The sequence below is a fragment of the Sphingobium sp. RAC03 genome (genome assembly GCF_001713415.1).
Classification (GTDB): Bacteria; Pseudomonadota; Alphaproteobacteria; order Sphingomonadales; family Sphingomonadaceae; genus Sphingobium.
This window is the reverse complement of the sequence record NZ_CP016456.1, coordinates 2,109,924-2,136,917: the sequence shown is the minus strand read 5'-3', so window position 1 is coordinate 2,136,917 and position 26,994 is coordinate 2,109,924. Positions and strand designations below refer to the sequence as shown.

Genomic DNA, 26,994 nt, shown 5'->3' with positions numbered 1-26,994 from the left:
AAGTCCGGGATGACGGATTGAGAGGATCATGACGATTTGAGAGGTTCACCCCCTACCCTACCGGCCTTCTCGCACGCAGCGCCTGGGCGAGGGTGCCTTCGTCGAGATAGTCGAGTTCGCCGCCGACGGGCACGCCATGGGCCAGCTGGGTCAGGCGGATGGGGAAGCGTTCGAGCTGTTCGGCAAGATAATGGGCGGTGGTCTGGCCTTCGAGCGTGGCGTTCATGGCCAGCACGACTTCGTCCACCCCGCCCTGTTCCAGCCGGGTGACCAGCGCGTCGATGGTCAGATCCTCCGGCCGGATGCCCTCAAGCGCGGACAGCCGCCCGCCCAGCACATGGAAGCGGCCGGGGAAAAGCCGCGATTTGTCGAGCGCCCACAGGTCCGCGACATCCTCCACCACGCAGAGCGCACGGGGATCGCGGCGCGCATCCTTGCAGATGCCGCAGGGATCGACCGTGTCGACATTGCCGCAGACATGGCAGGTGACGAGCCGCTCGTTCACCGCCTCCAGCGCGCGCAACAGCGGTGCCATCGCCGCCTCACGCTTCTTGATGAGGTGCAGCACCGCGCGCCGCGCCGAACGCGGGCCAAGGCCGGGCAGGCGGGAGAGCGCCTGGGTCAACGCTTCGATTTCGGGAGAGGCCATGCTGTGAGATAAGGGGTTGCAACCCGTCCCGACAAGAGCTTTGAGAAGCTTCTTTGGAAATGCGCGAATTGCGCATTTCGGATGCGGCACCGGCCCGCTCCCCCACCCGGCCACCCAATGGCATTATCCTGTGGGCGGCCGGGTGGGGGAGCGGGCCGGTGCGGAAACCCGGATAAAGCTATGCGTATCATTTACATGGGCACTCCCGATTTCGCCGTTCCCGCGCTGGAGGCGTTGGCTGCCGCAGGACATCAGGTCGTGGCGGTCTACAGCCAGCCGCCCCGACCCGCCGGGCGCGGCAAGGCTTTGCGGCCCTCTCCGGTCCATCAACGTGCCGAAGCGCTGGGGATCGAGGTGCGAACGCCGGTGTCGCTGAAGGAGCCGGAGGTGCAGGCAGCCTTTGCCGCGCTCGACGCCGATGTCGCGGTGGTGGCCGCCTATGGCCTGATCCTGCCGCGCGCGATTCTCGATGCGCCGCGTCATGGCTGCATCAACATCCATGCGTCGCTGTTGCCGCGCTGGCGCGGGGCAGCACCGATCCAGCGGGCGGTGCTGGCGGGCGACAATGTCACCGGCGTCACCATCATGGACATGGAAGCGGGCCTCGACACCGGGCCGATGCGCGCGAAATATGTGACATCGGTCGAGGGGAAAACGGCGGGCGCGCTGACCGACGAACTGGCGCAGGCGGGTGCGGCGCTGATGGTCGAGGTGCTGGACGACATCAGCCTGCACCCGGCGATGCCGCAGCCGGAGGAAGGCGTGACCTATGCCGCCAAAATCGACAAGGCCGAAGCGCGAATCGATTTCACGCGCCCGGCGATTCAGGTCGAGCGCCAGATCCGCGCCTTCAATCCCGTTCCCGGTGCCTTTTTCGAATATGGCGGCGAGCGGTTTCGCATCCTGGCGGCGCATGTCGAGCATGAGGATGGCGCAGCGGGCGCAATGCTGGACGATGCGCTGCTGATCGGGTGCGGTCATGGCGCGATCCGCCCGACGCTGATCCAGCGCGCGGGCAAGGCGGCGATGACGCCGGACGATCTGCTGCGCGGGTTCGACATGCCGGCGGGGAGCCGGGTGGATGGATGAGCCGGAGACGGGTCTGACTCGCTTTGCCTTCACGGTCGAATTTGACGGGCGGCCCTTTATGGGGTGGCAACGGCAGAACCATGGGCCCAGCGTGCAACAGGCGATCGAGGACGCCATCCATGCGGTGACCGGCGAACGGGTGGCGGTGCATGCCGCCGGGCGGACGGATGCGGGCGTGCATGGGCTGGCGATGCGGGCGCATGCCGACATAGCCAAGGCGATCACCCCATTCCGGCTGATGGGGGGGATCAATGCGCGATTGCGGCCGCATCCGGTGGCGATCCTGGCGTGCGAGATCGTGCCGGACGACTGGCATGCGCGTTTTTCCTGCCTTGGCCGTTCCTATGTCTATCGCATCGTCAATCGGCGGGCGCCGCTGACGGTCGAACGGGGGCTGGCTTGGCAAGTGGCCAAGCCGCTGGACGCCGACGCGATGCAGGCGGCGGCGCAGTTGTTGGTCGGGCTGCATGATTTCACCACCTTCCGGTCGGCCCATTGCCAATCGGCCAGCCCCGTCAAGACGCTCGACCGCTTGCACGTCGCGCGCGATGGCGAACGCATCGCCGTTCACGCAGACGCGCGATCCTTCCTGCATCATCAGGTGCGATCGATGGTCGGGTGCCTGGCGTTGGTGGGCTATGGACGGTGGTCGACCGACGATCTGCGCGCGGCATTGGAGGCGAAGGATCGCGCCGCGTTGGGGCTCAATGCCCCGCCCGATGGGCTTTATTTCGCGGCGGCACATTATCCGGTCAGGGAAGATAACCCGTCCTGAGTTGATTGCGCCCGCCGCGCTTTGCGGCGAGCATGGCGGTGTCGGCGCAATCGATCAGCGCTTCGAGATCAAGCGCACCGCTTGCGGTGACCAGCCCGAACGATCCGCTGATCCCGCCGCAGCGCGCCGTGAGCGCATGCCGCAATTGATCGCCCAGCGCCGTCGCGGTCGGCGCGTCGCGCAGGGGCAGCAGGAGCAGAAATTCGTCGCCGCCCACTCGCGCGATGGCATCGATGGCCCCGGTGTGATCCATCAGCAGCGCTGCCACATCGGCAAGGCAAGCGTCGCCCGCCGCATGGCCGCGGCTGTCGTTCAATTGCTTGAACCCGTCGAGATCGAGGAAGATGAGGCTGACCGGCTGCCCTGTATGCGCGGCATCGGCCAGAATGGCGTCAGCGCGGTTCGCCAGCCCGCGCCGGTTGAGCAGGCCGGTCAGCGGATCATGCACGGCTTCGAAACTGGCACGGCGCAGGTCGGACAGATCCTCGATCACGGCGACGAACAATTCGGGCTGCCCCGCTGCATCGCGCACCATCGACACGGTCAGGTTGACCCAGACGATACCGCCATCGGCACGGATATAGCGTTTTTCCAGCGTATAACGCGGTATCTCACCGGCATGGAGACGCGCCAGTAAGGCTTCGTCGGTATCGAGATCGTCGGGATGGGTAATCCGCTGAAAACCGACCTGCAACAGCGTATCGGCATCATGCCCGCTGATTTCGCAGAATCGGGGATTTACCAGCAGGAAGCGGCCATCCAGGCCGGCATGGGCGATGCCCACCGGCGCATGATAAAAGGTCGCCTCGAACCGGCGCTGCGCAAGCGCCAGTTCGGCGACGAGATGGTCATGAGAAATGGAGGCGACGCCTCCTTCGATGTTCGATTGGGCGAAATGCCGATGCGACTGCCTGCTCATGCCCCCTCATGCGACCGGGAGGGTAAACAGGGCCTTATCTCATGCTCGCTGGACGAAAGAAATCAGAGCCGCGCACGGAACGGGGTGAAGTTGGTGCCTGCGTCGTAAACGTCCAGCCCTTCGCGCCGCTTGAGCGCATTGACGACGACATAGGTTACAGGCGTAAGCAGCGCTTCCCAGCCGACCTTCATCGCCCAGTTGGTGACCATGACGGTCAGCACCTGCGCATCGGTCCAGTTGCCGTAGAAGGCGAGCGGATAGAAAAGCAGGCTGTCCACGCCCTGCCCCACGATCGTCGATCCGATCGTCCGCATCCACAGATGCTTGCCCTGCGTCAGCAATTTCATGCGGGCGAGAACGAAGCTGTTGGCCAGTTCACCCGCCCAGAAAGCGATGAGCGAGGCGAATACGATGCGCCATGTGCTGCCGAACACGGCTTCATAGGATTCCTGCCCCGTCCAGCCTTCGGCAGGCGGCAGCGCGACTACGACCCAGCTCATCACCGCCATGAACAGCATGGCGGCAAAGCCCGCCCAGACGCAGCGGCGCGCGCGGGCATAGCCATAGACTTCGGTCAGCACGTCGCCGATCACATAGCCGAGCGGGAAAAAGAGGATGCCAGCGCCGAAGGTGAAGCCACCCAGGCTCGACAATTTAGCCGCGCCGATCAGGTTGGATAGCAGCAGGATCGCGACGAAGGCCGCCATCACGAAATCATAATAGCGTAGCGGCCGCGCACCCAGCGCGCCTGCATCGACCCTGTGAACCGCCCAGTCGTTCATAACGCCCTGCATATCGCACAGTCGGGTGATTGCAAGCTGTCCCCGGCGTCGCTATCGAGCCTGCCCAAGGCCCCGTAGCTCAACTGGATAGAGCACCCGCCTTCTAAGCGGGATGTTGCGTGTTCGAGTCACGCCGGGGTCACCATCCACCCATGACCATAAGCAGCGCCATACCGATGATGGTGAGCAGCAGCGAGAACCAGAGAAAGCCGAAATCGGGCTTGTCGGGATCGTGGCTCATGGATTTTTCCTTAAGGCGGGACGACGGTTGCCGTCCCGCCTGTTCAGATCACAGGATCGACTGGCCGGTCTTGGCCCAGTCGGCGGCGAAGCCTTCGAGGCCCTTGTCGGTCAGCACATGCTTGGAGAGCATGCGGATGACGGCGGGGGGCGCGGTCATGACGTCAGCGCCGATGCGCGCGCTTTCCAGCACATGGATGGGGTGGCGAACGCTGGCGACGAGGATTTCGGTGTCGAAGCCATAATTGTCGTAGATCAGGCGAATATCCTGGATCAGCGCCATGCCATCGAAGCCATTATCGTCATGGCGGCCAACGAAGGGCGAGATGAAGGACGCGCCGGCCTTGGCCGCGAGCAGCGCCTGATTGGCGGAGAAGCAGAGCGTGACGTTGACGAGCGTGCCCTCGTCGGTCAGCGCCTTGCAGGTCTTGAGGCCGTCGATGGTCAACGGCACCTTTATGCAGACATTGTCCGCAATTTTGCGCAGGACTTCGGCTTCTTTCATCATCGTTTCATGGTCGAGCGCGACGACTTCGGCGGAGACGGGGCCGTCGACCAGGCCACAGATTTCTTCGACCACTTCGAGGAAGGCGCGGCCCGACTTGTGGATCAAGGACGGGTTGGTGGTCACGCCGTCGAGCAGGCCGGTGGCGGCCAGGTCGCGAATGTCGGCGGTGTCGGCTGTGTCGACAAAGAATTTCATGGGTCTAACGCTCCGAGGATGAATGAGTCGGTCCCCTTTAGCCGCTGGCCGCTGGTTTCGCCATCTCCGGGGCTGGTCGATCGGTTTGCAACAATGCAGCAACATGATTAAGTCGCGGGCACCCTGCCAAAGGATATGCCATGCTGTTGCGCCGATTGATGATTGCCGTGTCGGTGCTGGCGATGCCCCTGCCCGCTCATGCGGCGACGCAGGAAAGCCAGGCGTGGCTGACCGAGATGGTGACGATCAAGGCGAGTCCGGCGGACATCATCACGATAGATTCGAGCCAGCGCGCGCGGTCCGACAGCCGGAGCGGCGGCGAGCAGTTTCTCAGCCGGATCGCCATCGACCACCGTATCGCCCCGGCCGTGCAACTGGGCGGGGGTTTTGCCTATCTCAAGAGCGAGGCGGACGAGGAGTTGCGGCTGTTCCAGCAGATTACGCTGACCAAGGGTATCTGGATGGCGCGCACCCGGATGGAACAGCGTTTCTTCGACACGGTCGATGCGCCGGTATGGCGGCTGCGCCAGCGGCTGCAGGCGAGCGTCCCGATCGACAAAGCGAAGCAATGGACGGTGATCGCCGCGACCGAAATCTTCTTCCATCTCAATCGCGGGCGGCCCAGCGACAAGACCGGCCTGGCGACGATGCGCCAGCAGATCGGCCTGCGCCATCCGATCGCCAAGGGGGTCGATGCGCAGCTTCTCTATATGCGCCAGCAGAATTTCCGTGACGGGCGGCCCGATGTCGTATCGCATGTGCCGTGGCTGACGCTCAGCTGGCGGATCTGACGCGCGGCATTTGCGTGGCGGGCCGGACGGGCTAAGGACGGTCGCATGTCCCGCGCCCGTGTCCTCCTGCTCAATGCCGCCCTGGGGCCGCTCGACTATCGCGTGCCGCACGGGATGAACGTGAAACCCGGCAGCATCGTCGTCGCGCCGCTGGGGCCGCGCCAATTGGTAGGCGTGGTGTGGGAGGAAGATAGTTTCCCCGATGTGGAGAGTGTGGGCGACAACCGGCTGCGCAATTTGCTCGAACTGGTCGATGCGCCGCCCCTGCCCGCGCCTCTGCGCCGCCTGATCGAATGGACGGCGGATTATTATTTAAGCCCGCCCGCCGCCGTGCTGCGGATGGCGCTGGCGTCGATGGCGGCGCTGGAGGGGACGCGCACGGTCATCGAATATAAGGCGACCGGCGCGGTGCCCGAACGGATGACCGAGCAGCGCGCGCAGGCGCTGGAGCGGATCGGCGAGCGACAGGGGCTGGTGCGCGAACTGGCGATGATCGGCGGGGTCAGCGACGCGGTGATCCGTGGCCTCATCAAGCAGGATGTGTTCGAGCCGGTCGAGTTGAGCGTCGATACGCCCTTCCCCCTGCCCGACCCTGATCATGCGCCCCCTGCCTTGTCGGACGCGCAGATGGCGGCGGCGACCACCATGGCCGATGCGGTGCGGGCGCAGGATTTTGCACCCTTCCTGCTCGACGGCGTTACCGGATCGGGCAAGACCGAGGTCTATTTCGAGGCGATCGCAGCGGCCATGCGCGCGGGGCGGCAGGTGCTGGTGCTGCTGCCCGAAATCGCGCTGACCGAGCCGTTTCTGGAGCGATTCGAAAAGCGGTTCGGCACGGTGCCGGTCAACTGGCATAGCGGGCTGCGCCAGACCGAGCGGCGGCGGGCGTGGCGCGCCATTGCGGCGGGCGAAGCGCAGGTGGTGGTGGGGGCGCGGTCGGCGCTGTTCCTGCCCTATCCCAATCTAGGCCTCATCGTCGTCGATGAGGCGCATGAGGCCAGCTTCAAGCAAGAGGATGGCGTCCATTATCATGCGCGCGACGTGGCGGTGATGCGCGGCCTTATCGAGAAATTCCCGGTCATCCTGGCGTCCGCCACCCCCGCGATCGAAACCCGGCATCAGGTGGAACTGGGCCGCTATGCCGAGATCAAATTGCCGTCGCGCTATGGCGGGGCAGAGATGCCGCATATCGAGGGCGTCAACCTGCTGACCGACCCGCCCGAACGCGGGCGCTGGATCGCGCCGCCTCTGGTCAAGGCGATCGACGAGACGATGGCAAAGGGCGAGCAAAGCCTGCTCTTCCTCAACCGGCGTGGCTATGCGCCGCTGACGCTGTGCCGGCATTGCGGCTACCGCTTCCAATGCCCCAATTGCACCGCCTGGATGGTGGAGCATCGGCTGTCGCATCGGCTGGCCTGCCATCATTGCGGCCATGTCGTGCCCGCGCCGCGTTTCTGCCCGGACTGCAAGGAAGAGGACAGCCTGGTCGCCTGCGGGCCGGGGGTCGAGCGGATCGCGGACGAGGTGAAGGCGCTGTGGCCGCTGGCCCGGATTGCGATCGCCACGTCCGACACGCTGTTTTCGCCCGCAAAAGCGGCCGATTTCGTCAAGTCGGTGGAGGCGGGCGACATCGACATCATCGTCGGCACGCAGTTGGTCACCAAGGGCTATCATTTCCCCAACCTGACGCTGGTGGGGGTGATCGACGCCGATCTGGGGCTGGAGGGCGGCGATCTGCGCGCGGCCGAGCGGACCTTCCAGCAGATCGTTCAGGTCGCCGGGCGCGCGGGGCGTGGCGCCAAGCCTGGGCGGGTGTTCATCCAGACCCGGATGCCAAGCAGCGAAGTCATCCAGGCGTTGATCGATGGCGATACCGAGCGATTCTATGCGGTGGAAACCGAGCATCGGCGGCGGGCCAACGCCCCGCCCTTCGGCCGCTTCGCCGCGATCATCATTTCGAGCGAGGATGCCGATGAAGCCGCGCAGGTCGCCCGGCTGATCGGCAAATCCGCGCCGGTGATTGACGGGATGCGGGTCTATGGCCCGGCCCCCGCCCCGCTTTCGGTATTGCGCGGGCGGCATCGGCACCGCCTGCTGATCCACGCCACGCGGCAGGTGGATATCCAGTCCGCGATCCGTGAGTGGCTAAGCCAGATCGTGTGGAAATCAGGGACGCGGGTGGCGGTGGACGTCGATCCCTATAGCTTCATGTGATGGAAACGCCCTGCCGCAACCTCTGTGCGCTGGATGCGGCGCGCGCGACCTGCACCGGTTGCGGCCGGACGATCGACGAGATCGTCCATTGGCGCAGCCTGACCGACGCGCAACGCGCCGCCGTTATGATGCGGGTGCGGGACTTTGCGCCTTCGCCGCGCCCTTCGGCATTTTCGCCGCCTGCGCGTCGAACTGAGCCTTCATCCTGAGCGCGTTTTCGCGCATCCCTGACTCATGCGGTGAATAAGCGATCGGGTCGAGCAGAATAGAGGCGCTGGCATAGTCACCCCTAAAAGCCATCGCCTGGGCAAAATTGAAGCGATAGCCGGGGTTTTGCGGTAGCAGGCTGAACGCCTTGTAGAGACCGTCATAGCCAAGGTCAGGCATCTTGCCGCCCCGCATGGCATGATAGCGATAGAAGAGCGCGAGCGGCACCGGGTCTTCGGTATCAGCACGGTTGGCGCGCACGATCGCCGTCAGCGCAGCCTTCCAGTCGTCCGCCTTGTCGCTGTCATTGGCGCGTTCCAGCAACACTTCTGCGCGAACAGCTTGGGCGCGCGCGGATTGAGGGTTGCTTGCGATGGCGCGGTCAGCGGCGGCAAGCGCCGCGTCTGCCTGATCCGCCTTCCATTCCGCTTCCGCGAGCAACGCCTGCGCATAGGCGTCGCCGGGATATTGGTCAGCAATGGTGCGGATCGCCGCGACAATGCCGGGCAGGTCTTCCGTCTTGGGGCGGTGGGTCAAGCGCAGCTCATCTTCGACCAAAGCCGCCTGCGCCGGATCAACGGCAGTCACGGTAATCGCTCCGATCGCCATATCCTTGGGCGTGAGTACGCTGATGAATTGCTTTTTCCGCATATAGGCTTTGAGGTCTTTTTCGAGACCTTCCAGCCCGCCCTCAAAATAGTCCGCCACGTCGCCGTCCGTCGTGCCCTTGGCGATCTCTGTCAGGTAGCGGTTGATCTCCGCCTTCCGGTTGGAGGCGTGCTGAAAATAGAAATGGGTCAGCAGCCAGGCGGTGCCATAAAAGCGATCGCCGTCTCGCAGGTTCAGTCCTTTGGTTTCGCGCGCCAGCAGTTGGGTCAACGGATAGGGCTGGCCCAGCACGAGGCCCGGTACCCGTGCCATCGGGATATGACCGAACTCGATCGATCCGTTTTTGGGGAACTTCACGACGGAGAAAAATTCGGCGAACCCCTCGACGAACCAGGCGGGATAGGCGGCTGGAAAATAGTGCAGCATGAAATGATGGGCATATTCGTGGAACAGTATTTCCTCTGCCCCAATACCGAACCGACCATTCTTCGTTTCTCGTGAGAGGAAGGCGTAGGCGTTCCGTTCCGACGTGGTGTAAAAGCCCTTGAGATTGCGGTTGCCCGCCAGATCCTGCACCTTGCGGTCGCTGGACAAGAGGTAAACTTTGACCGGACTGCCCTGTTGCCGATCCGTGACGCCATAGAGCCGGCGCAGGAGGAAATCGAACTTCTCCAGCCGTTCGGCAAAGCCGCGCAGCGTTTCGTCCTTGCCCTCGCTGTAGACGGTGAAATGGTCGGTCTTTGCCTGCCACCAGGTCGCATGTGCGACGCCGGGCAGCGCGAGCATCAGCGCCGCCAGCGCCTTCAACCAGAATCGCATCCTATTCCCCATATAGCCCAGCCTTCAAAGTGGCCGAGCGATGGCACGAAGGAAAGATACAATCGGCCCGCTACTCGCCCTTTTCGCGGGCGAGTAGCGCCCGTTTGCGGTCCAGCCCCCAGGCATAGCCGCCCAGCGTGCCGTCACGGCGCAGGACGCGGTGGCAGGGGATGAGGACTGCCAGAACATTGTCGCCACAGGCGCTGCCCGCCGCGCGCACCGCTTGCGGGCGACCGATCGCGGCCGCGACTTCGCTGTAGCTGCGCGTTTCGCCTGGCGGGATGGCGCGCAGCGCGGCCCAGACGGCCTGTTGGAAGGCCGTGCCGCAGACGTCGATCGGCAGATCGGGCGTTTCGCCCGGACGATCCACCAGCGCCACAACGGCCTGCGCCAATTGGTCAAGCGCCCCGTCGGCAGGCTGGAGATCGGCGTTGGGGAAGCGGGCACGCAGTTCCGGCTCGCCCTCGCCGAAGCTGATACGACACAAGCCCCGCGCCGTCGCCGCGACCAAGAGCGGCCCCAAACTACTGTCGATCGTGCGCCAGCGGATCAGAGCGCCGCGCCCGCCATCCTTCCAGGCGCTGGGCGTCATGCCGAGATGGCGATCGGCGTCGGCATAGGCGCGGCTGGGCGCATTATAGCCCGCCGCATAGATGGCGCTCGTCACGCTGCCGAGCGAGTCGAGCGCGGCCTTCAATCGGTCGGCGCGCAAGGCGCGGGCATAGGCGGCGGGGGTTAGGCCCGTCTCGCGCTTGAACAGGCGGTGGAAATGATGCGGGGCATAGCCGACATGGGCGGCGATCGCCTCCAACCGGGGGGCCCCCTCCGCTGCCTCAATCAGCGCGCGCGCCGCCGCGACGGCGATTCGGTCGCGGCCCACCTCGTCCGGGCGACAACGCAGGCAAGCGCGGAACCCCGCTGCGCGCGCCGCTGCGGGGTCTGGCAGGAAGCGCATATTTTCGCGTTTGGGATGGCGGGCAGCGCAGCTCGGTTTGCAATAAATGCCGGTGGTAACGACGCAGCCGACGAAGCGGTCGTCCATGGTGCGGTCGCGCGCCCGGAAAGCGGCCCAGCAGGTCGCGTCGTCGGGCATAGGGTCGGCAAGGCTGGTCATCAGGATCATGGCTATGGAATAGACGCGGGCGCTTGGCCATGCTTCCCGCGCCTTGCTTTCAAACCATTGCGGCATTTCCCGATTGCGCCGCGCCCGCCATCCAATATGTATGCCCGCTCATGATCGCCATCCTCCGCCGCTTCGCCCTGCTGATCGCGCTTTTTGCGCCAGCAACGTCCCATGCCGAACAGCAGGATATCGCTGCAGCGGCGCGCGGGGTGGTGCGGGTGGTGCTGGTCGCGACCGATGGCAGCGAAGCCTATTTCGTCGGCCATGGCAGCGGCCTGGCGGTCGCGCCCGACAAGATATTGACCAACGCCCATGTCGTCGAACTGGCGCGCGAGGAAAAGAATCTGGTCATCGGCGTGATCCCGTCCGAGGGCACCAAGACCTATGGCGGGCGCATCATCGCCTTTTCGCCGGGCAACGACCTGGCCCTCATCCAGCTGGAGGAAGGCAGCCTGCCGGTCAGCACCTTTTACGCTGGGGCGATATCGGACGGGCAGCATGTCACCGCGATCGGCTATCCCGGCACGGTGGACCGTGCGCAGGGCCTCGGCCTCAAGCAATTGGTCGAGCCGCTGGCGACGGTGAAGACCAGCGGCAATGTGTCGGCGGGGCGCGCAAGCCAGAGTTTCGAGACGGTGCTGCACACCGCGCCGCTGGCTGCGGGCAATAGCGGCGGGCCGCTGGTGGACGATTGCGGCCGGGTGCTGGGGGTCAATAGTTTCGGCTCGATTTCGGACGGCAACGACGCCGAATTCGGCTTTGCCGTGTCGTGGCGCGAGATCGCCTCCTTCCTGCGGCAGGCGGGCGTCGCGTCGTTGCGCACCGTCGTCCCGTGCCGGTCGATGGCGGAGGCGGACGCCGCCGAAGCCTCCATCACCCAGCGCGAATCGCAGGCAAGCGAGCAGAAGAACCGGGCCAGCGCCGATGCGCGCGACCAGGCGCTGATGCGCGCGCGCGATGCCGCCGTGCGCGATGTCATCACCGCGCGCGAAAACGCCATGGCGGGCGCGGCGGTGCTGCTGGCGCTGGCGGTCTTGGGGTTGGGCGCAGGCGGGCTATTCTACAGCCAGGACAAGGAAAAGCCCGCCATATGGGGCATTGGCGGCGGCGGGGCGTTGCTGTTCGCCGCGCTGGCCCTGTTCGTGTTCAAGCCGAGTTTCGACACGATCGAAGAACGCACGGCCCTGCCGCAGGACAAAAGCATCACCGGCAATGGTGCCTATGCCTGGGCCGGGGATAATATCTGCCGGGTCGACCTGCAGCGCAGCCGCCTGACCGTGTCGCAGCCCAATGATATCGGGTTCAACTGGGCCGAGGGTGGCTGCGTCGATGGCGACACGCAATATGTCGCGAGTGGGACCAAATGGCAGCGCGCGAGCATCCCTGCGCAGGGCAATTTCGTGACCATTAGCGCGTTCGATCCGGTCAGTGGCACCCTGCGCGTCCAGCGCTGGCTGCCCGACATGGATAGCATGGCCAAGGCGCGCGCACTGCTGGGCGACAAGCCTTTCCCCGGTTGCGGCAGTGACCCAGAAGCCCTGGCGCGCATCGCTACGCTGCAATCGGACCTGGCCACGCTGCTGCTCGCCCAGCCCAATGAGCGGATCGTCTATCATTGCCAGAAGGGACGGCTTGCCCCGGCCGAAGCGACGCAATAGCCGATTCGCGCGGGCGATAAAAACTCAGGCAAATGGCGCGCCCTTCCGACTAATGATGGAATCGCGCACCATGACTTGCATAGTCATAATCGCGCTGCTAACCGGCCCGACAACAAGGGGGACGGGCGTAACTGCTCCCCTCTCTTTTTGCATGACCGGCAAATCACCTGCCAGTAAGTCAATGGAGGACGGCAAGCGCGTGGAGACTAATGGCGGCATACAGGCCAGCCTCAGCGGCCGCTACGCGGTGGCGCTGTTCGATCTGGCTCGCGACGCGAACGCGCTCGACACGGTGGCGCAAAGCCTGTCCGGGTTGAAGGCGGCTATCGCCCAATCCCCTGATTTCAAGGGCCTTATCAACAGCCCCGTGCTGAGCCGGGACGCATCGGGCAAGACGATCGCGGCCGTGGCATCCGCCATGGGCATCGATCCGCTGACGACAAAATTTCTGGGCGTGCTCGCGCAGAACCGTCGCCTCAGCCAATTGGGCGCGGTCATCCGCACCTATGAAACGCTGCTGTCGAATCACAAGGGCGAGGCCCGCGCTGAAGTGACGAGCGCGCATCCGCTCGACGCGCAGCAGATCGCCGCGCTGGCACAAAATCTGCGCGCCCGCGTCGGCCGCACCGTTGCCGTCGATGCCAAGGTCGACCCCGCGATCCTGGGCGGGCTGGTCGTCAAGATCGGCAGCCAGATGATCGACAGCTCCATTCGTACCCGTTTGAATAGTCTCGCTATGGCGATGAAAGGCTGAACATGGATATCAACGCCGCAGAAATTTCGAAGGTCATCAAGGACCAGATCGCCAATTTCGGCACCGAAGCGCAGGTCAGCGAAGTCGGTTCCGTTCTGACCGTGGGTGACGGCATCGCCCGCGTCCATGGCCTCGACAACGTCCAGGCGGGCGAGATGGTCGAATTCGCCAACGGGATTCAGGGCATGGCGCTGAACCTGGAAGCCGACAATGTCGGTGTCGTGATCTTCGGGTCCGACAGCGAGATCAAGGAAGGCGACACCGTCAAGCGCACCGGCACCATCGTCGACGTGCCCGTCGGCAAGGGCCTGCTGGGTCGCGTCGTGGACGGCCTGGGCAATCCGATCGACGGCAAGGGTCCGATCGTGTCCGACCAGCGTATGCGCGTCGAGCGCAAGGCGCCCGGCATCATCCCGCGCACCTCGGTCCATGAGCCTGTGCAGACCGGCCTGAAAGCCATCGACACGCTCGTCCCCGTCGGCCGTGGCCAGCGCGAACTGATCATCGGCGATCGCCAGACCGGCAAGACCGCCGTCGCGATCGATACCTTCATCAATCAGAAGACCGCGAATGCGGGCGATGACGAGAGCAAGAAGCTCTACTGCATCTATGTCGCGATCGGCCAGAAGCGCTCGACCGTCGCGCAGATCGTCAAGCAGCTCGAAGAAAATGGCGCGATGGAATATTCGATCGTCGTCGCTGCGACCGCTTCCGAGCCTGCTCCGCTCCAGTATCTCGCGCCCTATACCGGCGTGACCATGGGCGAATATTTCCGCGACAATGGCATGCACGCCGTCATCGTTTATGACGATCTGTCCAAGCAGGCCGTCGCCTATCGCCAGATGTCGCTGCTGCTGCGTCGTCCTCCGGGCCGCGAAGCCTATCCCGGCGACGTTTTCTATCTGCACAGCCGCTTGCTGGAGCGCGCGGCCAAGATGAACAGCGACAATGGGTCGGGTTCGCTGACCGCTCTGCCGATCATCGAAACCCAGGCGGGCGACGTGTCGGCCTATATTCCGACCAACGTGATTTCGATCACGGACGGCCAGATCTTCCTTGAAACCAACCTCTTCTACCAGGGTATCCGCCCGGCCATCAACGTCGGCCTGTCGGTGTCGCGCGTCGGTTCCGCCGCGCAGACCAAGGCGATGAAGAAAGTGTCCGGCTCGATCAAGCTGGAGCTGGCGCAATATCGCGAAATGGCGGCCTTCGCCCAGTTCGGTTCGGACCTCGACGCGTCGACGCAGAAGCTGTTGAACCGCGGCGCGCGCCTGACCGAGCTGCTCAAGCAGGCGCAATTCTCGCCCCTGCCGTTTGAAGAGCAGACCGCGTCGATCTTCGCTGGCACCAACGGCTATCTCGACGGGATCGCCGTCAGCGACGTGAACCGCTATGAAGAGATGATGCTCGGCTATCTGCGCCATGACCATGCCGACGTGCTGGGCATGATCCGCGACACCAAGGATCTGGGCGACGAAGCCAAGAGCAAGCTCAAGGCCGCGCTCGACAGCTTCGGCAAGACGTTCGCATAACTAAAACCCCTCTCCCTTGAGGGAGAGGGTTGGGTGAGGGTGTGCAACGCCGATGGGGCGGACCACCCTCTCCTAGTTCAACTAGGCGGCAAGCCGCCAAGTTTCACTTGCCTCCCCCTCAAGGGGGAGGGAAACACGGGATTGAGATGGCTAGCCTCAAAGAACTGAAGATCCGGATCGGGTCGGTCAAATCGACCCAGAAGATCACCAAGGCGAAGCAGATGGTCGCCGCCGCGAAGCTGCGCAAGGCGCAGGCCGCAGCGGAGGCCGCGCGTCCCTATAGCAGCCGTCTGGAAGCCGTGGTCGCCAGCCTCGCGTCGAAAATTGCGGGCGGTTCGGGCGAAGGCGCGTCGCCGCTACTGGCGGGCACTGGCAAGGACGAAGTGCATCTGCTGGTCGTCGCCAACTCCGACCGTGGCCTGGCAGGCGCGTTCAACGCGAACATCGTCAAGGCCGCACGGGTCAAGGCGGATGCGCTGATCGAGCAGGGCAAGACGGTGAAATTCTACCTGATCGGCCGCAAGGGTCGTCCGGTGATCAACCGCCTTTATCCCGGTGCCATCGTCGCGCAGTTCGATACAACCGGTGCCAAGCAGCCCGGTTACGATCAGGCGCAGGCGATCGCGAACGAGCTGACCACCATGTATCTGGACGGCAAGTTCGACATGGCGCACCTCTTCTATTCGCGCTTCAAGTCGGCCCTGTCGCAGATTCCGACCGAGCAGCAGATCATCCCCGTCAAGATCCCGGCCGATGCCGACCGCAACGCCATCGGCGCGACGGTGGAATATGAGCCGAGCGAGGAAGCGATCCTGGACGACCTGCTGCCGCGCAATATCGCGATCCAGCTGTTCAAGGCGCTGCTGGAAAACAACGCCTCCGAACAGGGCGCGTCGATGAATGCGATGGACAACGCCACGCGCAACGCCGGCGATCTGATCAACAAGCTGACCATCCAGTATAACCGCAGCCGCCAGGCCGCGATCACCACTGAACTGGTCGAAATCATCTCGGGCGCGGAAGCCCTCTAAGTACACGCACGCAAGGAAGCAGTCATGGCAACCACCAACAATGTAGGCCGCATTTCGCAGGTCATCGGCGCCGTCGTCGACGTGACCTTCCCCGATGCGCTCCCGTTCATCCTCTCGGCGCTGGAAACCAGCAATAACGGACAGCGGCTGGTGCTCGAAGTCGCCCAGCATCTGGGCGAAAACACCGTCCGCACCATCGCGATGGACTCGACCGAGGGCCTGACCCGCGGCCAGGAAGTCACCGACACCGGCGCGCAGATCAGCGTTCCCGTCGGTCCGGCCACGCTTGGCCGCATCCTCAACGTCGTTGGCGAGCCGATCGACGAACGCGGCCCGGTGCAGACCGAGATGCGCTCGCCCATCCATGCCAAGGCCCCCGATTTCGTCGATCAGTCGACCGAAAGCTCGATCCTGGTTACCGGCATCAAGGTCATCGACCTTCTCGCCCCTTATGCCAAGGGCGGCAAGATCGGCCTGTTCGGCGGGGCGGGCGTGGGCAAGACGGTTCTCATTCAGGAACTGATCAACAACATCGCCAAGGGCCATGGCGGCACGTCGGTCTTCGCAGGCGTGGGTGAGCGGACCCGTGAGGGCAACGATCTCTACCATGAATTCCTCGATGCAGGCGTCATCGCCAAGGACGCCGATGGCAACGCCATTTCCGAAGGCTCTAAGGTTGCACTGGTCTATGGCCAGATGAACGAGCCTCCAGGCGCGCGTGCCCGCGTTGCCCTGTCGGGCCTGACCATCGCTGAATATTTCCGCGACGTCGAAAATCAGGACGTGCTGTTCTTCGTCGACAACATCTTCCGCTTCACCCAGGCAGGCGCGGAAGTGTCCGCTCTGCTCGGCCGTATCCCGTCGGCCGTGGGCTATCAGCCGACGCTGGCGACCGACATGGGCCAGTTGCAGGAGCGCATCACCTCGACCAATAAGGGTTCGATCACCTCGATCCAGGCCGTGTACGTTCCTGCGGACGATCTTACCGATCCGGCGCCGGCCACCTCGTTCGCGCATCTTGATGCGACCACGAACCTCAACCGCGCGATTTCGGAACTGGGCATCTATCCGGCGGTCGATCCGCTCGATTCGACCAGCCGCATGCTGACCGCCCGTACCGTGGGCCAGGAACATTACGACACCGCCCGCGCGGTCCAGTCGATCCTGCAGAAGTATAAGTCGCTGCAGGACATCATCGCCATTCTGGGCATGGATGAGCTGTCCGAAGAGGATAAGCTGACCGTCGCCCGCGCGCGCAAGATCCAGAAGTTCCTTTCGCAGCCCTTCCACGTCGCCGAAGTCTTCACCGGCATCAGCGGCAAGTTCGTGCAGATCGAAGACACGGTGAAGTCGTTCAAGGCCGTGGTCGATGGCGAATATGACCATCTGCCCGAAAACGCCTTCTACATGGTCGGCGGCATCGACGAAGCGGTCGAGAAGGCCAAGAAGCTGGCGGCCGAAGCGGCATAAGCAGAACCTATCTAGCCCTCTCCCGCCTTCGCGGGAGAGGGTTGGGTGAGGGTCTTTCTCTCTTTCTGGCAATGAGCGGAAAGACAGGAAGACCCTCACCGACTTTGACTAGGCAGCAAGCTGCCAAGTCTTCGTAGCCTCTCCCGCTAAGGCGGGAGAGGGCAAGAGGATCGAAAACATGGCACTGCATTTTGAACTCGTGACCCCCGAAAAGCTCGTTCGTGCGGCGGACGTGTGGCAGGTCGTGGTGCCGGGCACCGATGGCGACTTCGGCGTGCTGGAGGGCCATGCGCCTTTCATGTCGACCGTGCGCGACGGCAGCATCCAGATCTATGCGTCGGCAGGGGCCCCGCCGGAGATTATTCCGGTCCAGGGCGGCTTTGCCGAGGTCAATGAAAAGGGCCTGACGGTGCTGGCCGAAAAGGCCGGTTGATCCTTCAGCGAGAGATCGGCGGGCATGGGCCAGCCACATGAGGAGGGGCGCTGTCGGCGCCCCTTTTTATTGGCACCCGATGTCCGCCACCAAGGGCGGGCACCGATTGGCCAATGCGCCATTAGCCATTTGTCAAAGTTTCCAATCTATTCACCTTATCCGACACCATCAGGCCGGCGACGGTCGCGAATTGCTGGCGGAGATATATGAGCGCCTTTGGACGGAAAAATGGACCTGCCGCGATCAAGCCCGGCTTTGGCGTCGCCCGACCGATGCACGGTGGCAGCGCGAAGGAGGAGCCGCGCGGCGGCGACCAGTTCCCACCGCTCGACATAGCGTCGCTGCCGGGCGAGAGTTTCGACCCGCTGTCGGCCCCGACCAGCCAGATGCAGCGCAACGCCGATGCGATGATGCGCCTGTCCGATCGCGCCAATGCCGAGCATCTGCCCGACGCCGGGCCGCAAGGGTTCGAGGCGAGCGTCCACAAGATCAAGGAGCAGGTGCTGCCCCGCCTGCTGGAACGTGTCGACCCCGAAGCCGCGGCGACGCTGACCAAGGATGAGCTGGCGGAGGAATTCCGCCCGATCATCCTGGAGGTGCTGGCCGAACTCAAGCTCACCCTCAACCGGCGCGAACAATTCGCGCTGGAAAAGGTGCTGGTCGATGAATTGCTGGGCCTTGGCCCGCTCGAAGAATTGCTGAACGACCCGGACATCACCGACATCATGGTGAACGGACCGGACCAGACCTATATCGAAAAGAAAGGCAAGCTGGTCATCGCCCCGATCAAGTTCCGCGATGAGGAGCATTTGTTCCAGATCGCGCAGCGGATCGTCAACAAGGTCGGCCGCCGCGTCGATCAGACCACGCCGCTGGCCGACGCCCGCCTGCCCGATGGCAGTCGCGTCAACGTGATCGTCCCGCCGTTAAGCCTCAAGGGCACGGCGATCTCGATCCGTAAATTTTCCGCCAAGCCGATCACGCTCGACATGCTGGCCAATTGGGGTGCGATGAGCCCCAAAATGGCGACCGCGCTCAAGATTGCCGGTGCCTGCCGGTTCAACATCGTTATTTCGGGCGGCACCGGTTCGGGCAAGACGACGATGCTCAACGCGCTGTCGAAAATGATCGATCCGGGCGAGCGCGTGCTGACGATCGAGGATGCGGCGGAATTGCGCCTGCAACAGCCGCACTGGCTGCCGCTCGAAACCCGCCCGGCCAATCTGGAAGGCAATGGCGCCATCACCATCGGCGATCTCGTCAAGAACGCGCTGCGTATGCGGCCGGACCGTATCATCCTGGGCGAAATTCGTGGCGCGGAATGTTTCGATCTGCTCGCCGCGATGAACACCGGCCATGACGGCTCCATGTGTACGCTTCACGCCAACAGCCCGCGCGAGTGCCTGGGCCGTATGGAAAATATGATCCTGATGGGGGACATCAAAATCCCCAAGGAAGCGATTTCCAAGCAGATTGCCGACTCGGTCGACCTGATCATCCAGGTGAAGCGCTTGCGCGACGGGTCGCGCCGCATCACCAACGTCACCGAAGTCATCGGTATGGAGGGCGACGTGATCGTCACCCAGGAATTGTTCAAGTTCGAATATCATGACGAGGATGACAGCGGGAAGATCGTCGGCGAATATCGGTCGATGGGCCTGCGTCCCTATACGCTCGACAAGGCGCGGATGTTCGGCTTCGACCAGCCGTTTCTGGAAGCCTGTCTGTAAGTTATGATGATCGGGAGGGGTTTTCCCTTCCATTCCCCTTGCGCTTGGCACGGGCGGACGGCACATCAGCCTCTCCCTATAAGAGAGGATCCCCGATGAACCGTCTCGCCCGTACCGCACTCGTTGCAACCGCCCTTTGCCTTCCCCTCCTGCCGCTGGCTGCCCAGCATGCCGATCATGCCGCGCATCAGGCTGCCGACCCGATCGCGGCTGCCGTCGCCGCGCCCAGCCGTACCCCGGCCAATGTCGCGCGCGACAAATATCGCCATCCGGCCGAGACGCTGGCTTTCTTCGGCGTCACGCCGACCCAGACGGTGGTGGAATATAGCCCCAGCGGTGGCTGGTATTCCGAAATCCTCGCGCCACTTCTGCGCGACAAGGGGCGTTTCTATGCGCTCCAGCCCAGCGGCCGTTATCTGGACGGCTACAAGACGTTCCTGGCCGCCAAGCCGACAGTCTATGACAAGGTGACGCTGGTTGCCCATCCCGATGCAGCCGGCACGATCCCGGCGGGGAGCGTGGATACGGTGCTGACCTTCCGCAACGTCCATAATATGGTCATGGCAGGCAGCGAAGCGGCAACCTTCAAGGCCTTCTTCGCGATGCTCAAGCCCGGCGGCACGCTGGGCGTGGTCGATCATCGCCTGCCCGAAGATCGCGACAGCGCGCTGGAAAAGAGCAGCGGCTATCTCAAAGTCTCGACCATCAAGCGGATTGCGCAGGAGGCAGGCTTTGAATTTGTCGAGGCGTCGGAAGTGAATGCCAACCCCAAGGATACGACCGATTGGGCCAAGGGCGTGTGGACATTGCCGCCTGGCCTCAGCCAGAAGGAGGTCGATCGCGACAAATATCTCGCTATTGGCGAGAGTGACCGGATGACGCTCAAATTCCGCAAGCCTGCGGCATAAGCCTTTCCTGACCAAGCCCGGTTGCGTCATCGCGCGACCGGGCTAAGGCGGGGGCGTGACCCTTGCCGCCCGCCCCCATCGCCCGCTCCTGGCCATCGGCCTACGCCTGACCGCGGTGATCTGCCTGTCGGCGATGTTCGTGACGGTGCGGATCGTCGACCAGCGCGGCGTGCATATCGTCGAATCGCTCTTTTACCGGCAGGCGCTTGCCCTGCCCTTCGTGATCGCCTGGCTTTCCATGTCCGGCGGACTGGGCGCGGTGCGGACACGGCGGATCGGCGTGCATGCCAGCCGGATGCTGCTGGGCATGACCGGCATGCTGCTCAATTTCCTGTCCTATATCCTGCTGTTGCCCGCCGAGGCGGCAACGATCGGCTTCACCATGCCGATTTTCGGCACCATCCTGTCGGCGCTGATCTTGCGCGAAGCTACGGGCGTGCATCGCTGGAGTGCAGTGCTGATCGGCTTTGTTGGCGTGCTGGTGATGATCCGGCCCGAAGCGGGGCATTTTCCGATGCAGGGCGTCGCGGTCGCGATCGTGGCCGCGATCGTGACCGCCAGCGTCAGCCTGGTGCTGCGCGCGCTGGGCCGGACGGAAAATGCTGGCGTGGTCGTATTCTGGTTCACCACGCTGTCGATGATCCCGCTGGGCATTGCCATGCCCTTCTTTGCGCAGAGCCATGATCCGCTGACATGGGGGCTGCTGCTGCTGATCGGCTGTGTCGGCGGGATCGCGCAGTTGTGCCTCACCGCATCGCTGCGATGGGGGCCGGTGTCGGTGGTGCTGCCGATGGATTATAGCGCGATCATCTGGACCACGTTGCTGGGCGTCGCGATCGGCGAGGATTGGCCGATGCTCACCACCTGGATCGGCGCGAGCCTGATCATCGCCAGCGGGCTTTATATTGCCTGGCGCGAACATCGTCGCGCCAGGCAATCGATCGTCAGTTCAGCAGTTCCGCATCAAGACTGATATCCGCCTTCAACAATTTGGAGATCGGACAATTCGCCTTGGCCTTGCCCGCCAGCTCCTGGAACGTCGCATCGTCGGTGCCGGGAATGGTCGCCTTGAGCGTCAGATGGCTGGCCGTCACGGCAAAGCCGTCATCCTGCTTTTCCAGCGTCACGACGGCATTGGTTTCCATCTTGTCCGACGTCAGCCCGGCCTCGCCCAGGATCAGCGACAGCGCCATGGTGAAGCAGGAGGCATGGGCGGCGGCGATCAGTTCTTCAGGGTTGCTGCCCGGCACACCTTCAAAGCGCGTGGCAAAGCCATAGGGATAGGCGTCGAGCGCCCCGCTCTGGGTGGAGATGCTGCCCTTGCCGTCCTTCAGGCCGCCACTCCAAGCCGCCGAACCGTTGCGATTGATCTTCATCGTGTCACTCCTCTTGTGTCAGCCATGGAACCCCAGCCCGCCCGCATGGTTGCATTAGTATAGCGACATTATGTGAGGAGAGTGACGATGGCCGAACTGGCTATGCACAATCGCGGCGACCTGATCGCATCGGACCGGGTCGAAGGCACCACGGTCTTCAACAAACAAGGCGAGAAACTCGGCAAGATTTCCAATTTCATGGTCGATAAGCTGAGCGGACAGGTGCGCTATGCCGTGCTGTCGTTCGGCGGGTTCCTCGGCATGGGCGAGGACCATTACCCCCTGCCCTGGTCGATGCTGGACTATGACGTGGAACAGGGCGGCTATGTCGTTGAACTGGACAAGCAACTGCTGGAGGATGCCCCCCGCTATGCCGACGAGCAGCGCCCCAATTATGACGACGGCTATGGTCGCAACGTCTATCAATATTATGGGCTGATCTACCCCTGGTAACAGCCCCCTTACCGCCTATCCCCAGGCGCGCGCGATCAACGGATCGCGTGCGCCTTTTTCTATGGTGGTCGCTTTCATCCCTATTCCGACCATCGAAAAACCGCCACTCCCTGCCGCTTGTCATTTGTCTATCTCATAGATAGAGTTATTGCAGGGGCGGAAGCAAGAGGAGTGAGTCATGAACCGATTCGGATATTCAAATGGCGCTCAACAGCCGGTGGTGCTTTTGGTCCCAGGCCTGAACAATAGCGGACCTGACCATTGGCAAACCCGGTGGGAGGAAAGCCGGGGCGATTGCCGACAGGTTGATCTGGGTCGTTGGGCCAGTCCCAACCGCAATGCCTGGGTTACCCGCCTGGACGCGGCGATCCGTGAGATTGACGGGCCGGTCGTGCTGGCCGCCCACAGCCTGGGCTGCATTACTGTAGGCTGGTGGGGGGCGTTACAAAGCCAGGCCTATGGCTGGCCGGTGATTGGCGCATTGCTCGTCGCGCCGCCCGATTGCGAACGGGTGGAAACGCCTGATACGATCGGTGGCTTTGGCCCGACACCCCAATCACCGCTGCCCTTCCCCTCCATCCTGGTGGCGAGCCGCGATGATCCCTATATTTTCTTCGAGCGCGCCCATAGCATCGGCAAATATTGGGGCAGCGCGTTCGTCGATGCCGGGCATTGCGGGCATATCAACGCGGAATCGGGACTGGGCGACTGGGCGTTCGGACAGGGCTTGCTGGACCGATTGATCGACAATGCGCGCGTTCGGCCGCTGCCCACCCACCGGGCTTTACCGACCACGCATCGCATCCGGGCGGCGACCCACGGGGCGGCGCATGCGTACCGCTAATCCTGCAGGCGAGAAGCTGACGTTGACGCCACCCTAATTTTCATTATTTGTCTACTTATAACGTTGAGATAAAGGAGGGGCAGGAGGTATATATGACGGACCAAAGACCGATCGAATTGCGACACACCCATGCCGATACGCCGCGCATCGACATCGCCGCGAGCATCGAAAAGATACGCGATGCTTTGCAGGAACTGCGCTTCGGCTCGATCACGCTGACGGTGCATGACGCCCGCGTGGTGCAGATCGACGTGACGGAAAAGACCCGCCTCACCGCCTGACAACAGGATGGGGCAACATCTTGCCGGTTCGGGCCGCGCGCCGTCGCAGCCTTTAACACCGGCGCATCATTGGGGCCTTGAAGCCCGACCTACTCGGCCATGACCGGACCACCGGAATCGCCGCGATCACACATCCACCGGACAGCCGGACCTAAAGGGGATATTTATGATTGCGCGTTTCCTGTTGCTCGCCAGCGTGGCGAGCGCTTCCATCATCGTGCCTGCGGCGTTTGCACAGTATGTCAGCCCGCAAACGGCCGATCCTGCGGCTACAGCGGCACCGGCCAGAGGCGACGTCATCATCGTCACTGCGCGGCGTCGCCAGGAAACGGCGCAGCAAGTGCCGCTCGCCATCTCGGTAATCCGGGGCGACAGCATCGAATCGACCGGTAACTTCAACATCGTGAAGTTGCAGCAACTGGCCCCGACGCTGCAGGTCTACACTACCAATCCGCGCAACACATCGGTCAACATCCGTGGCCTTGGCGTGCCGTTCGGCCTGACCAGCGACGGGTTCGAACAGGGTGTCGGCATCTATGTCGACGATGTCTATAATTCGCGCGTTGCCTCCGCGACCTTCGATTTTCTGGACGTGGCGCAGGTCGAAGTGCTGCGCGGGCCGCAAGGCACGCTCTATGGCAAGAACACGACTGCTGGCGCGATCAACATCACGACCAACCAGCCAACCTTCGATTTCGAGGGGCGCGCCGAACTGACCGTCGGCAACCTGAACTATAAGCAGGCCAAGGCCGCCATTTCCGGCCCGCTGTCCGACACGATCGCCGCGCGGATCGCGATCGCATCGACCAGTCGGCGCGGCACCCTTTTCAACACGACGTCGGATCGCTGGATCAACGAGCAGGACAATCTGGGTATTCGTGGCCAATTGCTGTTCAAACCGAACGAAGACCTCAGCATCACATTGTCGGGCGATTACAGCAAGCAAGACCCGGAAGGCTTTGGCACCGCCTTCGTGCGCGTCGGTCGCACCCAGCGCGCGCTCAACCGGCAATATGACGCGCTGGTCGCGGCGATCAATGCCGCCAATCCGGGCCGCAACTACACGCCCAGTCGCAATGTCTATGATCGCCTCACCGATCTCGATTCCAGCCTGAACGCTGGCAACAAGATTGGTGGTGTATCGCTGAAGGTGAATTGGGATCTGGGCGCAGGCAAATTCACCTCCGTCACCGCCTGGCGGTTCTGGGACTGGAAGCCGGAAAATGATCGCGACTTTACCGGCCTTTCGATCGTGTCCCGATCGCAAAACCCCTCGCAGCAGGACCAGTATAGCCAGGAATTTCGCTACAGCCAGGAAGACGACCGGATCGATTTCGTCGTCGGCCTGTTCGGCTTCAAGCAACGGATCGACACCCAGGGCACAGAGCAACAGGGTGCCGACGCCAGCCGGTGGAGCCTGACCGGTGCGCTGGCGAACGATCCCAGCGTGCTGCAAGGCCTGACCGCCAACAACACGCAATATCTCAAGAGCGACAGCGCAGCGTTGTTCGGCCAGCTTAGCTGGAAGGTGACCGACGCCCTGACCGTTCAACCCGGCGCGCGTATCAATTATGACAAGAAGTCGGGCTTCTACGAGCGCGTGGTGACCAACGGACAGGGCCAGCTCATCAGCTGCTCCCCGACCCCGGCCGCCGGATCAGTGCTGGCCGCGCAATGCGGCGTCTACCAGCCGCAGGTCAGCGCACCCTCGGACAGCGCCTGGAACTTCACCTACGACTTCAACGTGAATTACAAATTCGCGCGCGATGTCCTCGCCTATGCGACCTATGCCAAAAGCTTCAAGACGCTGGGCATCAACCAGAATGGCTTGCCGCTCAACGCCGACAACACAGTCAATTACGATGCTGGCACGGTGAGACCCGAATCGGTCAACCATTATGAAATCGGCCTCAAGACCCAGTTGTGGGATCGTCGGGCGACCTTCAACCTCTCCGCCTTCCGTACCGACATCAGGAATTTCCAGGCGACGGTGAATGGTGGCCAGTTCGGCACGGTGCGCGGCTACCTCGCCAACGCGGGCAAGGTCCGGTCGCAGGGCATCGAAGCCGACTTCAAGATCACGCCGAGCGATCGCTTCAGCGCCTATGCCAACGGTGCCTATACGGATGCGAAGTATAAGAGATTCACCAACGCACCCTGCCCGCCCGAATTGTCGGGCGGCACGCTTCAGCCCGCCAGTGCAACGCCGGATTATTCGCAAGCCGGTGTCCCCGGCGCGCTCAGCCCGCGCCAGTGCGATATTTCGGGGCAGGCACTGCCCGGCGTGTCGAAATGGGCCTTCTCCTACGGCGCGGAGGTCAATGCGCCGGTCACTTTGCTGGCGAAGGAGGGCCAGGTCTATCTTGGCGTCGATGGCAATTATCGGTCGCGCTGGAATTCCAACGCCTCACCCTCAATCTATACCGAAGTGAAGGGCTATGCGCTCACAAACGTCCGCGCGGGCTTCCGGGGCGAGGGCTTCGACGTTTTCGGCTGGGTCCGCAACGCCTTCGACGTCAACTATATCGAAACATTGCAGGTCGCGCCGGGCAATACCGGCCTGATCGCGGGGCAACCGGGCGATCCGCAGACTTGGGGCGGTACGATCAAATTCTCCTTCTGACAGCTCACCCCGGAGGAGCGGCGCGACCATGCCGCTCCTCCACCCCTGGCTGTTTGCGCCGCGCGCTGCGCTGGGGTAGAGCGCACCCATGTCCACGACCTTCACGATCGACACGGCCACCAGCCGCGCCACGCCCACCCCGGCCCCCATGAAGCGGCTGACCGTGCCCGCCATCCAGCGGCGCAAGTTCGAGGGCAAGACGACCGAGCCGCTGGTGATGCTGACCGCCTATACCGCGCGGCAGGCACAACTGCTTGATCCGCATTGCGACATGCTGCTGGTCGGCGATTCGCTGGGACAGGTCATCTATGGCCTGCCATCCACGCTGGCCGTCACGCTCGACATGATGTGCGCCCATGGCGCGGCGGTCGTGCGTGGCAGCTATCATAGTGTCGTCATCATCGACATGCCCTTTGGCAGCTATGAAGCCTCGCCGCAGCAAGCATTTGCCAGCGCCAGCCGCATCATGGCGGAAACCGGCGCGGCGGCGGTCAAGCTGGAAGGCGGGCAGGCCATGGCGGAGACGATCAGCTTCCTTGGCCAGCGCGGCATCCCGGTGATGGCGCATATCGGCCTCACCCCGCAGGCGGTGAACGCGCTGGGCGGCTATGGCGCGCGGGGCAAGAGCCAGCAGGAACATGCCAAGATCATGGCCGATGCGCGCGCCGTCGCCGACGCCGGTGCCTTCGCCATGGTGCTGGAGGGGGTGATGGAGGAACTGGCCGTCGCCATCACCGACAGCGTCGATGTGCCGGTGATCGGCATTGGCGCATCCGCCCATTGCGACGGGCAGGTGTTGGTGACGGAGGATATGCTGGGCATGTTCGAGCGCGTCCCCCGGTTCGTAAAGCGATTCGACAATATCGCCCAAAGCATCGACAGTGCCGCCCAGCGTTACGCCGCCGATGTGCGCAGCCGCGCCTTCCCCACCGAAGAACAGGTCTATCGCCCGAAAAAGTGATTTGCCTGTGGCATAAGCGC

26 protein-coding genes and 1 tRNA gene are annotated in these 26,994 nt (G+C 63.4%); 20 read left to right on the top strand and 7 right to left on the bottom strand.

The window, feature by feature from the left end:
* Positions 1-52: 52 nt before the first annotated feature.
* On the bottom strand, positions 53-649 hold the full coding sequence (recR, locus tag BSY17_RS14870) for a recombination mediator RecR (RefSeq protein ID WP_069066070.1): 597 nt from the start codon (positions 647-649) through the stop codon (positions 53-55).
* A 180-nt stretch (positions 650-829) separates the two neighbouring features.
* Between recR and fmt the strand changes: the two genes are divergently transcribed.
* Together fmt and truA are read left to right on the top strand one after the other, a co-directional pair.
* Positions 830-1,738 carry a methionyl-tRNA formyltransferase gene (gene fmt / locus BSY17_RS14865; protein WP_069066069.1) on the top strand — a complete coding sequence of 303 codons (909 nt, stop codon included), beginning with the start codon at positions 830-832 and terminating at the stop codon, positions 1,736-1,738.
* Positions 1,739-1,751: 13 nt separating this feature from the next.
* Positions 1,752-2,513 (top strand): tRNA pseudouridine(38-40) synthase TruA, encoded by a 762-nt coding sequence (gene truA / locus BSY17_RS14860; RefSeq protein WP_069067007.1) that lies wholly within the window; start codon positions 1,752-1,754, stop codon positions 2,511-2,513.
* Here truA and BSY17_RS14855 read toward each other — a convergent pair.
* Positions 2,491-3,432, bottom strand: coding sequence for a GGDEF domain-containing protein (locus tag BSY17_RS14855; protein WP_069066068.1), 942 nt, complete (start codon positions 3,430-3,432; stop codon positions 2,491-2,493). The two genes, truA and BSY17_RS14855, sit on opposite strands and share 23 nt — an antisense overlap.
* Before the next feature lie 62 nt (positions 3,433-3,494).
* Positions 3,495-4,214 carry a queuosine precursor transporter gene (locus BSY17_RS14850; protein WP_069067006.1) on the bottom strand — a complete coding sequence of 240 codons (720 nt, stop codon included), beginning with the start codon at positions 4,212-4,214 and terminating at the stop codon, positions 3,495-3,497.
* Positions 4,215-4,282: 68 nt separating this feature from the next.
* Between BSY17_RS14850 and BSY17_RS14845 the strand changes: the two genes are divergently transcribed.
* Positions 4,283-4,359 (top strand) — tRNA-Arg (locus tag BSY17_RS14845).
* A 144-nt stretch (positions 4,360-4,503) separates the two neighbouring features.
* On the opposite strand, the gene fsa is transcribed toward BSY17_RS14845, so the two are convergent.
* On the bottom strand, positions 4,504-5,157 hold the full coding sequence (gene fsa, locus BSY17_RS14840) for a fructose-6-phosphate aldolase (RefSeq protein WP_037480038.1): 654 nt from the start codon (positions 5,155-5,157) through the stop codon (positions 4,504-4,506).
* A 140-nt stretch (positions 5,158-5,297) separates the two neighbouring features.
* Here fsa and BSY17_RS14835 point away from each other — a divergent pair, with 140 nt between their 5' ends.
* The 3 genes from BSY17_RS14835 to BSY17_RS20990 are packed head-to-tail and all read left to right on the top strand — an operon-like array spanning position 5,298 to position 8,371.
* A complete protein-coding gene (locus BSY17_RS14835; RefSeq protein WP_069066067.1) occupies positions 5,298-5,948 on the top strand; it encodes a DUF2490 domain-containing protein in 651 nt (216 codons plus the stop codon).
* 45 nt (positions 5,949-5,993) lie between these two features.
* On the top strand, positions 5,994-8,162 hold the full coding sequence (locus BSY17_RS14830) for a primosomal protein N' (protein WP_069066066.1): 2,169 nt from the start codon (positions 5,994-5,996) through the stop codon (positions 8,160-8,162).
* Positions 8,162-8,371: a DUF1289 domain-containing protein gene (locus BSY17_RS20990; RefSeq protein ID WP_083217132.1), complete on the top strand. Its 210-nt coding sequence runs from the start codon at positions 8,162-8,164 to the stop codon at positions 8,369-8,371. The genes BSY17_RS14830 and BSY17_RS20990 overlap by 1 nt, the downstream gene beginning before the upstream one ends.
* On the opposite strand, the gene BSY17_RS14825 is transcribed toward BSY17_RS20990, so the two are convergent.
* Together BSY17_RS14825 and ada are read right to left on the bottom strand one after the other, a co-directional pair.
* A complete protein-coding gene (locus tag BSY17_RS14825; protein ID WP_069066065.1) occupies positions 8,286-9,797 on the bottom strand; it encodes a hypothetical protein in 1,512 nt (503 codons plus the stop codon). The two genes, BSY17_RS20990 and BSY17_RS14825, sit on opposite strands and share 86 nt — an antisense overlap.
* A gap of 70 nt (positions 9,798-9,867) precedes the next feature.
* Positions 9,868-10,920: a bifunctional DNA-binding transcriptional regulator/O6-methylguanine-DNA methyltransferase Ada gene (gene ada / locus BSY17_RS14820; protein WP_069067005.1), complete on the bottom strand. Its 1,053-nt coding sequence runs from the start codon at positions 10,918-10,920 to the stop codon at positions 9,868-9,870.
* A gap of 110 nt (positions 10,921-11,030) precedes the next feature.
* Between ada and BSY17_RS14815 the strand changes: the two genes are divergently transcribed.
* The 9 genes from BSY17_RS14815 (at position 11,031) to BSY17_RS14775 (ending at position 21,409) form a co-directional block, all read left to right on the top strand.
* The gene (locus BSY17_RS14815) at positions 11,031-12,578 is read left to right on the top strand and encodes a S1C family serine protease (protein ID WP_069066064.1); all 1,548 of its coding nucleotides are present in this window, start codon (positions 11,031-11,033) and stop codon (positions 12,576-12,578) included.
* Positions 12,579-12,777: 199 nt separating this feature from the next.
* Complete coding sequence (locus tag BSY17_RS14810; RefSeq protein WP_069067004.1) at positions 12,778-13,332, top strand: F0F1 ATP synthase subunit delta; 555 nt, start codon at positions 12,778-12,780, stop codon at positions 13,330-13,332.
* A gap of 2 nt (positions 13,333-13,334) precedes the next feature.
* Complete coding sequence (gene atpA / locus BSY17_RS14805) at positions 13,335-14,864, top strand: F0F1 ATP synthase subunit alpha (protein WP_069066063.1); 1,530 nt, start codon at positions 13,335-13,337, stop codon at positions 14,862-14,864.
* Positions 14,865-15,010: 146 nt separating this feature from the next.
* The gene (locus BSY17_RS14800) at positions 15,011-15,895 is read left to right on the top strand and encodes a F0F1 ATP synthase subunit gamma (RefSeq protein WP_037477465.1); all 885 of its coding nucleotides are present in this window, start codon (positions 15,011-15,013) and stop codon (positions 15,893-15,895) included.
* A 24-nt stretch (positions 15,896-15,919) separates the two neighbouring features.
* A complete protein-coding gene (atpD, locus tag BSY17_RS14795; protein WP_037477467.1) occupies positions 15,920-17,365 on the top strand; it encodes a F0F1 ATP synthase subunit beta in 1,446 nt (481 codons plus the stop codon).
* 178 nt (positions 17,366-17,543) lie between these two features.
* The gene (locus tag BSY17_RS14790) at positions 17,544-17,798 is read left to right on the top strand and encodes an ATP synthase F1 subunit epsilon (RefSeq protein WP_069066062.1); all 255 of its coding nucleotides are present in this window, start codon (positions 17,544-17,546) and stop codon (positions 17,796-17,798) included.
* 206 nt (positions 17,799-18,004) lie between these two features.
* Complete coding sequence (locus BSY17_RS14785) at positions 18,005-19,528, top strand: CpaF family protein (protein ID WP_069066061.1); 1,524 nt, start codon at positions 18,005-18,007, stop codon at positions 19,526-19,528.
* A gap of 95 nt (positions 19,529-19,623) precedes the next feature.
* Positions 19,624-20,436: a class I SAM-dependent methyltransferase gene (locus BSY17_RS14780; protein WP_069066060.1), complete on the top strand. Its 813-nt coding sequence runs from the start codon at positions 19,624-19,626 to the stop codon at positions 20,434-20,436.
* 133 nt (positions 20,437-20,569) lie between these two features.
* Positions 20,570-21,409 carry a DMT family transporter gene (locus BSY17_RS14775; protein ID WP_069067003.1) on the top strand — a complete coding sequence of 280 codons (840 nt, stop codon included), beginning with the start codon at positions 20,570-20,572 and terminating at the stop codon, positions 21,407-21,409.
* On the opposite strand, the gene BSY17_RS14770 is transcribed toward BSY17_RS14775, so the two are convergent.
* Positions 21,381-21,812 (bottom strand): OsmC family protein, encoded by a 432-nt coding sequence (locus tag BSY17_RS14770; protein ID WP_069066059.1) that lies wholly within the window; start codon positions 21,810-21,812, stop codon positions 21,381-21,383. The two genes, BSY17_RS14775 and BSY17_RS14770, sit on opposite strands and share 29 nt — an antisense overlap.
* 87 nt (positions 21,813-21,899) lie before the next feature.
* On the opposite strand from BSY17_RS14770, the gene BSY17_RS14765 reads away from it, so the two are divergent.
* From BSY17_RS14765 to panB, 5 genes are all read left to right on the top strand, one after another.
* Positions 21,900-22,265 carry a PRC-barrel domain-containing protein gene (locus BSY17_RS14765; protein WP_069066058.1) on the top strand — a complete coding sequence of 122 codons (366 nt, stop codon included), beginning with the start codon at positions 21,900-21,902 and terminating at the stop codon, positions 22,263-22,265.
* 178 nt (positions 22,266-22,443) lie between these two features.
* The gene (locus tag BSY17_RS14760) at positions 22,444-23,109 is read left to right on the top strand and encodes an RBBP9/YdeN family alpha/beta hydrolase (RefSeq protein ID WP_069066057.1); all 666 of its coding nucleotides are present in this window, start codon (positions 22,444-22,446) and stop codon (positions 23,107-23,109) included.
* A gap of 92 nt (positions 23,110-23,201) precedes the next feature.
* Positions 23,202-23,390, top strand: coding sequence for a YezD family protein (locus BSY17_RS14755; RefSeq protein ID WP_037477482.1), 189 nt, complete (start codon positions 23,202-23,204; stop codon positions 23,388-23,390).
* Between the two features lie 166 nt (positions 23,391-23,556).
* Positions 23,557-26,013: a TonB-dependent receptor gene (locus tag BSY17_RS14750; protein ID WP_069066056.1), complete on the top strand. Its 2,457-nt coding sequence runs from the start codon at positions 23,557-23,559 to the stop codon at positions 26,011-26,013.
* A gap of 88 nt (positions 26,014-26,101) precedes the next feature.
* Complete coding sequence (gene panB / locus BSY17_RS14745) at positions 26,102-26,974, top strand: 3-methyl-2-oxobutanoate hydroxymethyltransferase (protein ID WP_069066055.1); 873 nt, start codon at positions 26,102-26,104, stop codon at positions 26,972-26,974.
* Positions 26,975-26,994: the final 20 nt, after the last annotated feature.

Coding starts and splice junctions, on each gene's coding strand:
- recR (WP_069066070.1), bottom strand. CDS start 649: ATGGCCTCTCCCGAAATCGAAGCGTTGACCCAGGCGCTCTCCCGCCTG.
- fmt (WP_069066069.1), top strand. CDS start 830: ATGCGTATCATTTACATGGGCACTCCCGATTTCGCCGTTCCCGCGCTG.
- BSY17_RS14855 (WP_069066068.1), bottom strand. CDS start 3,432: ATGAGCAGGCAGTCGCATCGGCATTTCGCCCAATCGAACATCGAAGGA.
- BSY17_RS14850 (WP_069067006.1), bottom strand. CDS start 4,214: ATGAACGACTGGGCGGTTCACAGGGTCGATGCAGGCGCGCTGGGTGCG.
- fsa (WP_037480038.1), bottom strand. CDS start 5,157: ATGAAATTCTTTGTCGACACAGCCGACACCGCCGACATTCGCGACCTG.
- BSY17_RS14835 (WP_069066067.1), top strand. CDS start 5,298: ATGCTGTTGCGCCGATTGATGATTGCCGTGTCGGTGCTGGCGATGCCC.
- BSY17_RS14830 (WP_069066066.1), top strand. CDS start 5,994: ATGTCCCGCGCCCGTGTCCTCCTGCTCAATGCCGCCCTGGGGCCGCTC.
- BSY17_RS20990 (WP_083217132.1), top strand. CDS start 8,162: ATGGAAACGCCCTGCCGCAACCTCTGTGCGCTGGATGCGGCGCGCGCG.
- BSY17_RS14825 (WP_069066065.1), bottom strand. CDS start 9,797: ATGCGATTCTGGTTGAAGGCGCTGGCGGCGCTGATGCTCGCGCTGCCC.
- ada (WP_069067005.1), bottom strand. CDS start 10,920: ATGATCCTGATGACCAGCCTTGCCGACCCTATGCCCGACGACGCGACC.
- BSY17_RS14815 (WP_069066064.1), top strand. CDS start 11,031: ATGATCGCCATCCTCCGCCGCTTCGCCCTGCTGATCGCGCTTTTTGCG.
- atpA (WP_069066063.1), top strand. CDS start 13,335: ATGGATATCAACGCCGCAGAAATTTCGAAGGTCATCAAGGACCAGATC.
- BSY17_RS14800 (WP_037477465.1), top strand. CDS start 15,011: ATGGCTAGCCTCAAAGAACTGAAGATCCGGATCGGGTCGGTCAAATCG.
- atpD (WP_037477467.1), top strand. CDS start 15,920: ATGGCAACCACCAACAATGTAGGCCGCATTTCGCAGGTCATCGGCGCC.
- BSY17_RS14790 (WP_069066062.1), top strand. CDS start 17,544: ATGGCACTGCATTTTGAACTCGTGACCCCCGAAAAGCTCGTTCGTGCG.
- BSY17_RS14785 (WP_069066061.1), top strand. CDS start 18,005: ATGAGCGCCTTTGGACGGAAAAATGGACCTGCCGCGATCAAGCCCGGC.
- BSY17_RS14780 (WP_069066060.1), top strand. CDS start 19,624: ATGAACCGTCTCGCCCGTACCGCACTCGTTGCAACCGCCCTTTGCCTT.
- BSY17_RS14775 (WP_069067003.1), top strand. CDS start 20,570: ATGTTCGTGACGGTGCGGATCGTCGACCAGCGCGGCGTGCATATCGTC.
- BSY17_RS14770 (WP_069066059.1), bottom strand. CDS start 21,812: ATGAAGATCAATCGCAACGGTTCGGCGGCTTGGAGTGGCGGCCTGAAG.
- BSY17_RS14765 (WP_069066058.1), top strand. CDS start 21,900: ATGGCCGAACTGGCTATGCACAATCGCGGCGACCTGATCGCATCGGAC.
- BSY17_RS14760 (WP_069066057.1), top strand. CDS start 22,444: ATGAACCGATTCGGATATTCAAATGGCGCTCAACAGCCGGTGGTGCTT.
- BSY17_RS14755 (WP_037477482.1), top strand. CDS start 23,202: ATGACGGACCAAAGACCGATCGAATTGCGACACACCCATGCCGATACG.
- BSY17_RS14750 (WP_069066056.1), top strand. CDS start 23,557: ATGATTGCGCGTTTCCTGTTGCTCGCCAGCGTGGCGAGCGCTTCCATC.
- panB (WP_069066055.1), top strand. CDS start 26,102: ATGTCCACGACCTTCACGATCGACACGGCCACCAGCCGCGCCACGCCC.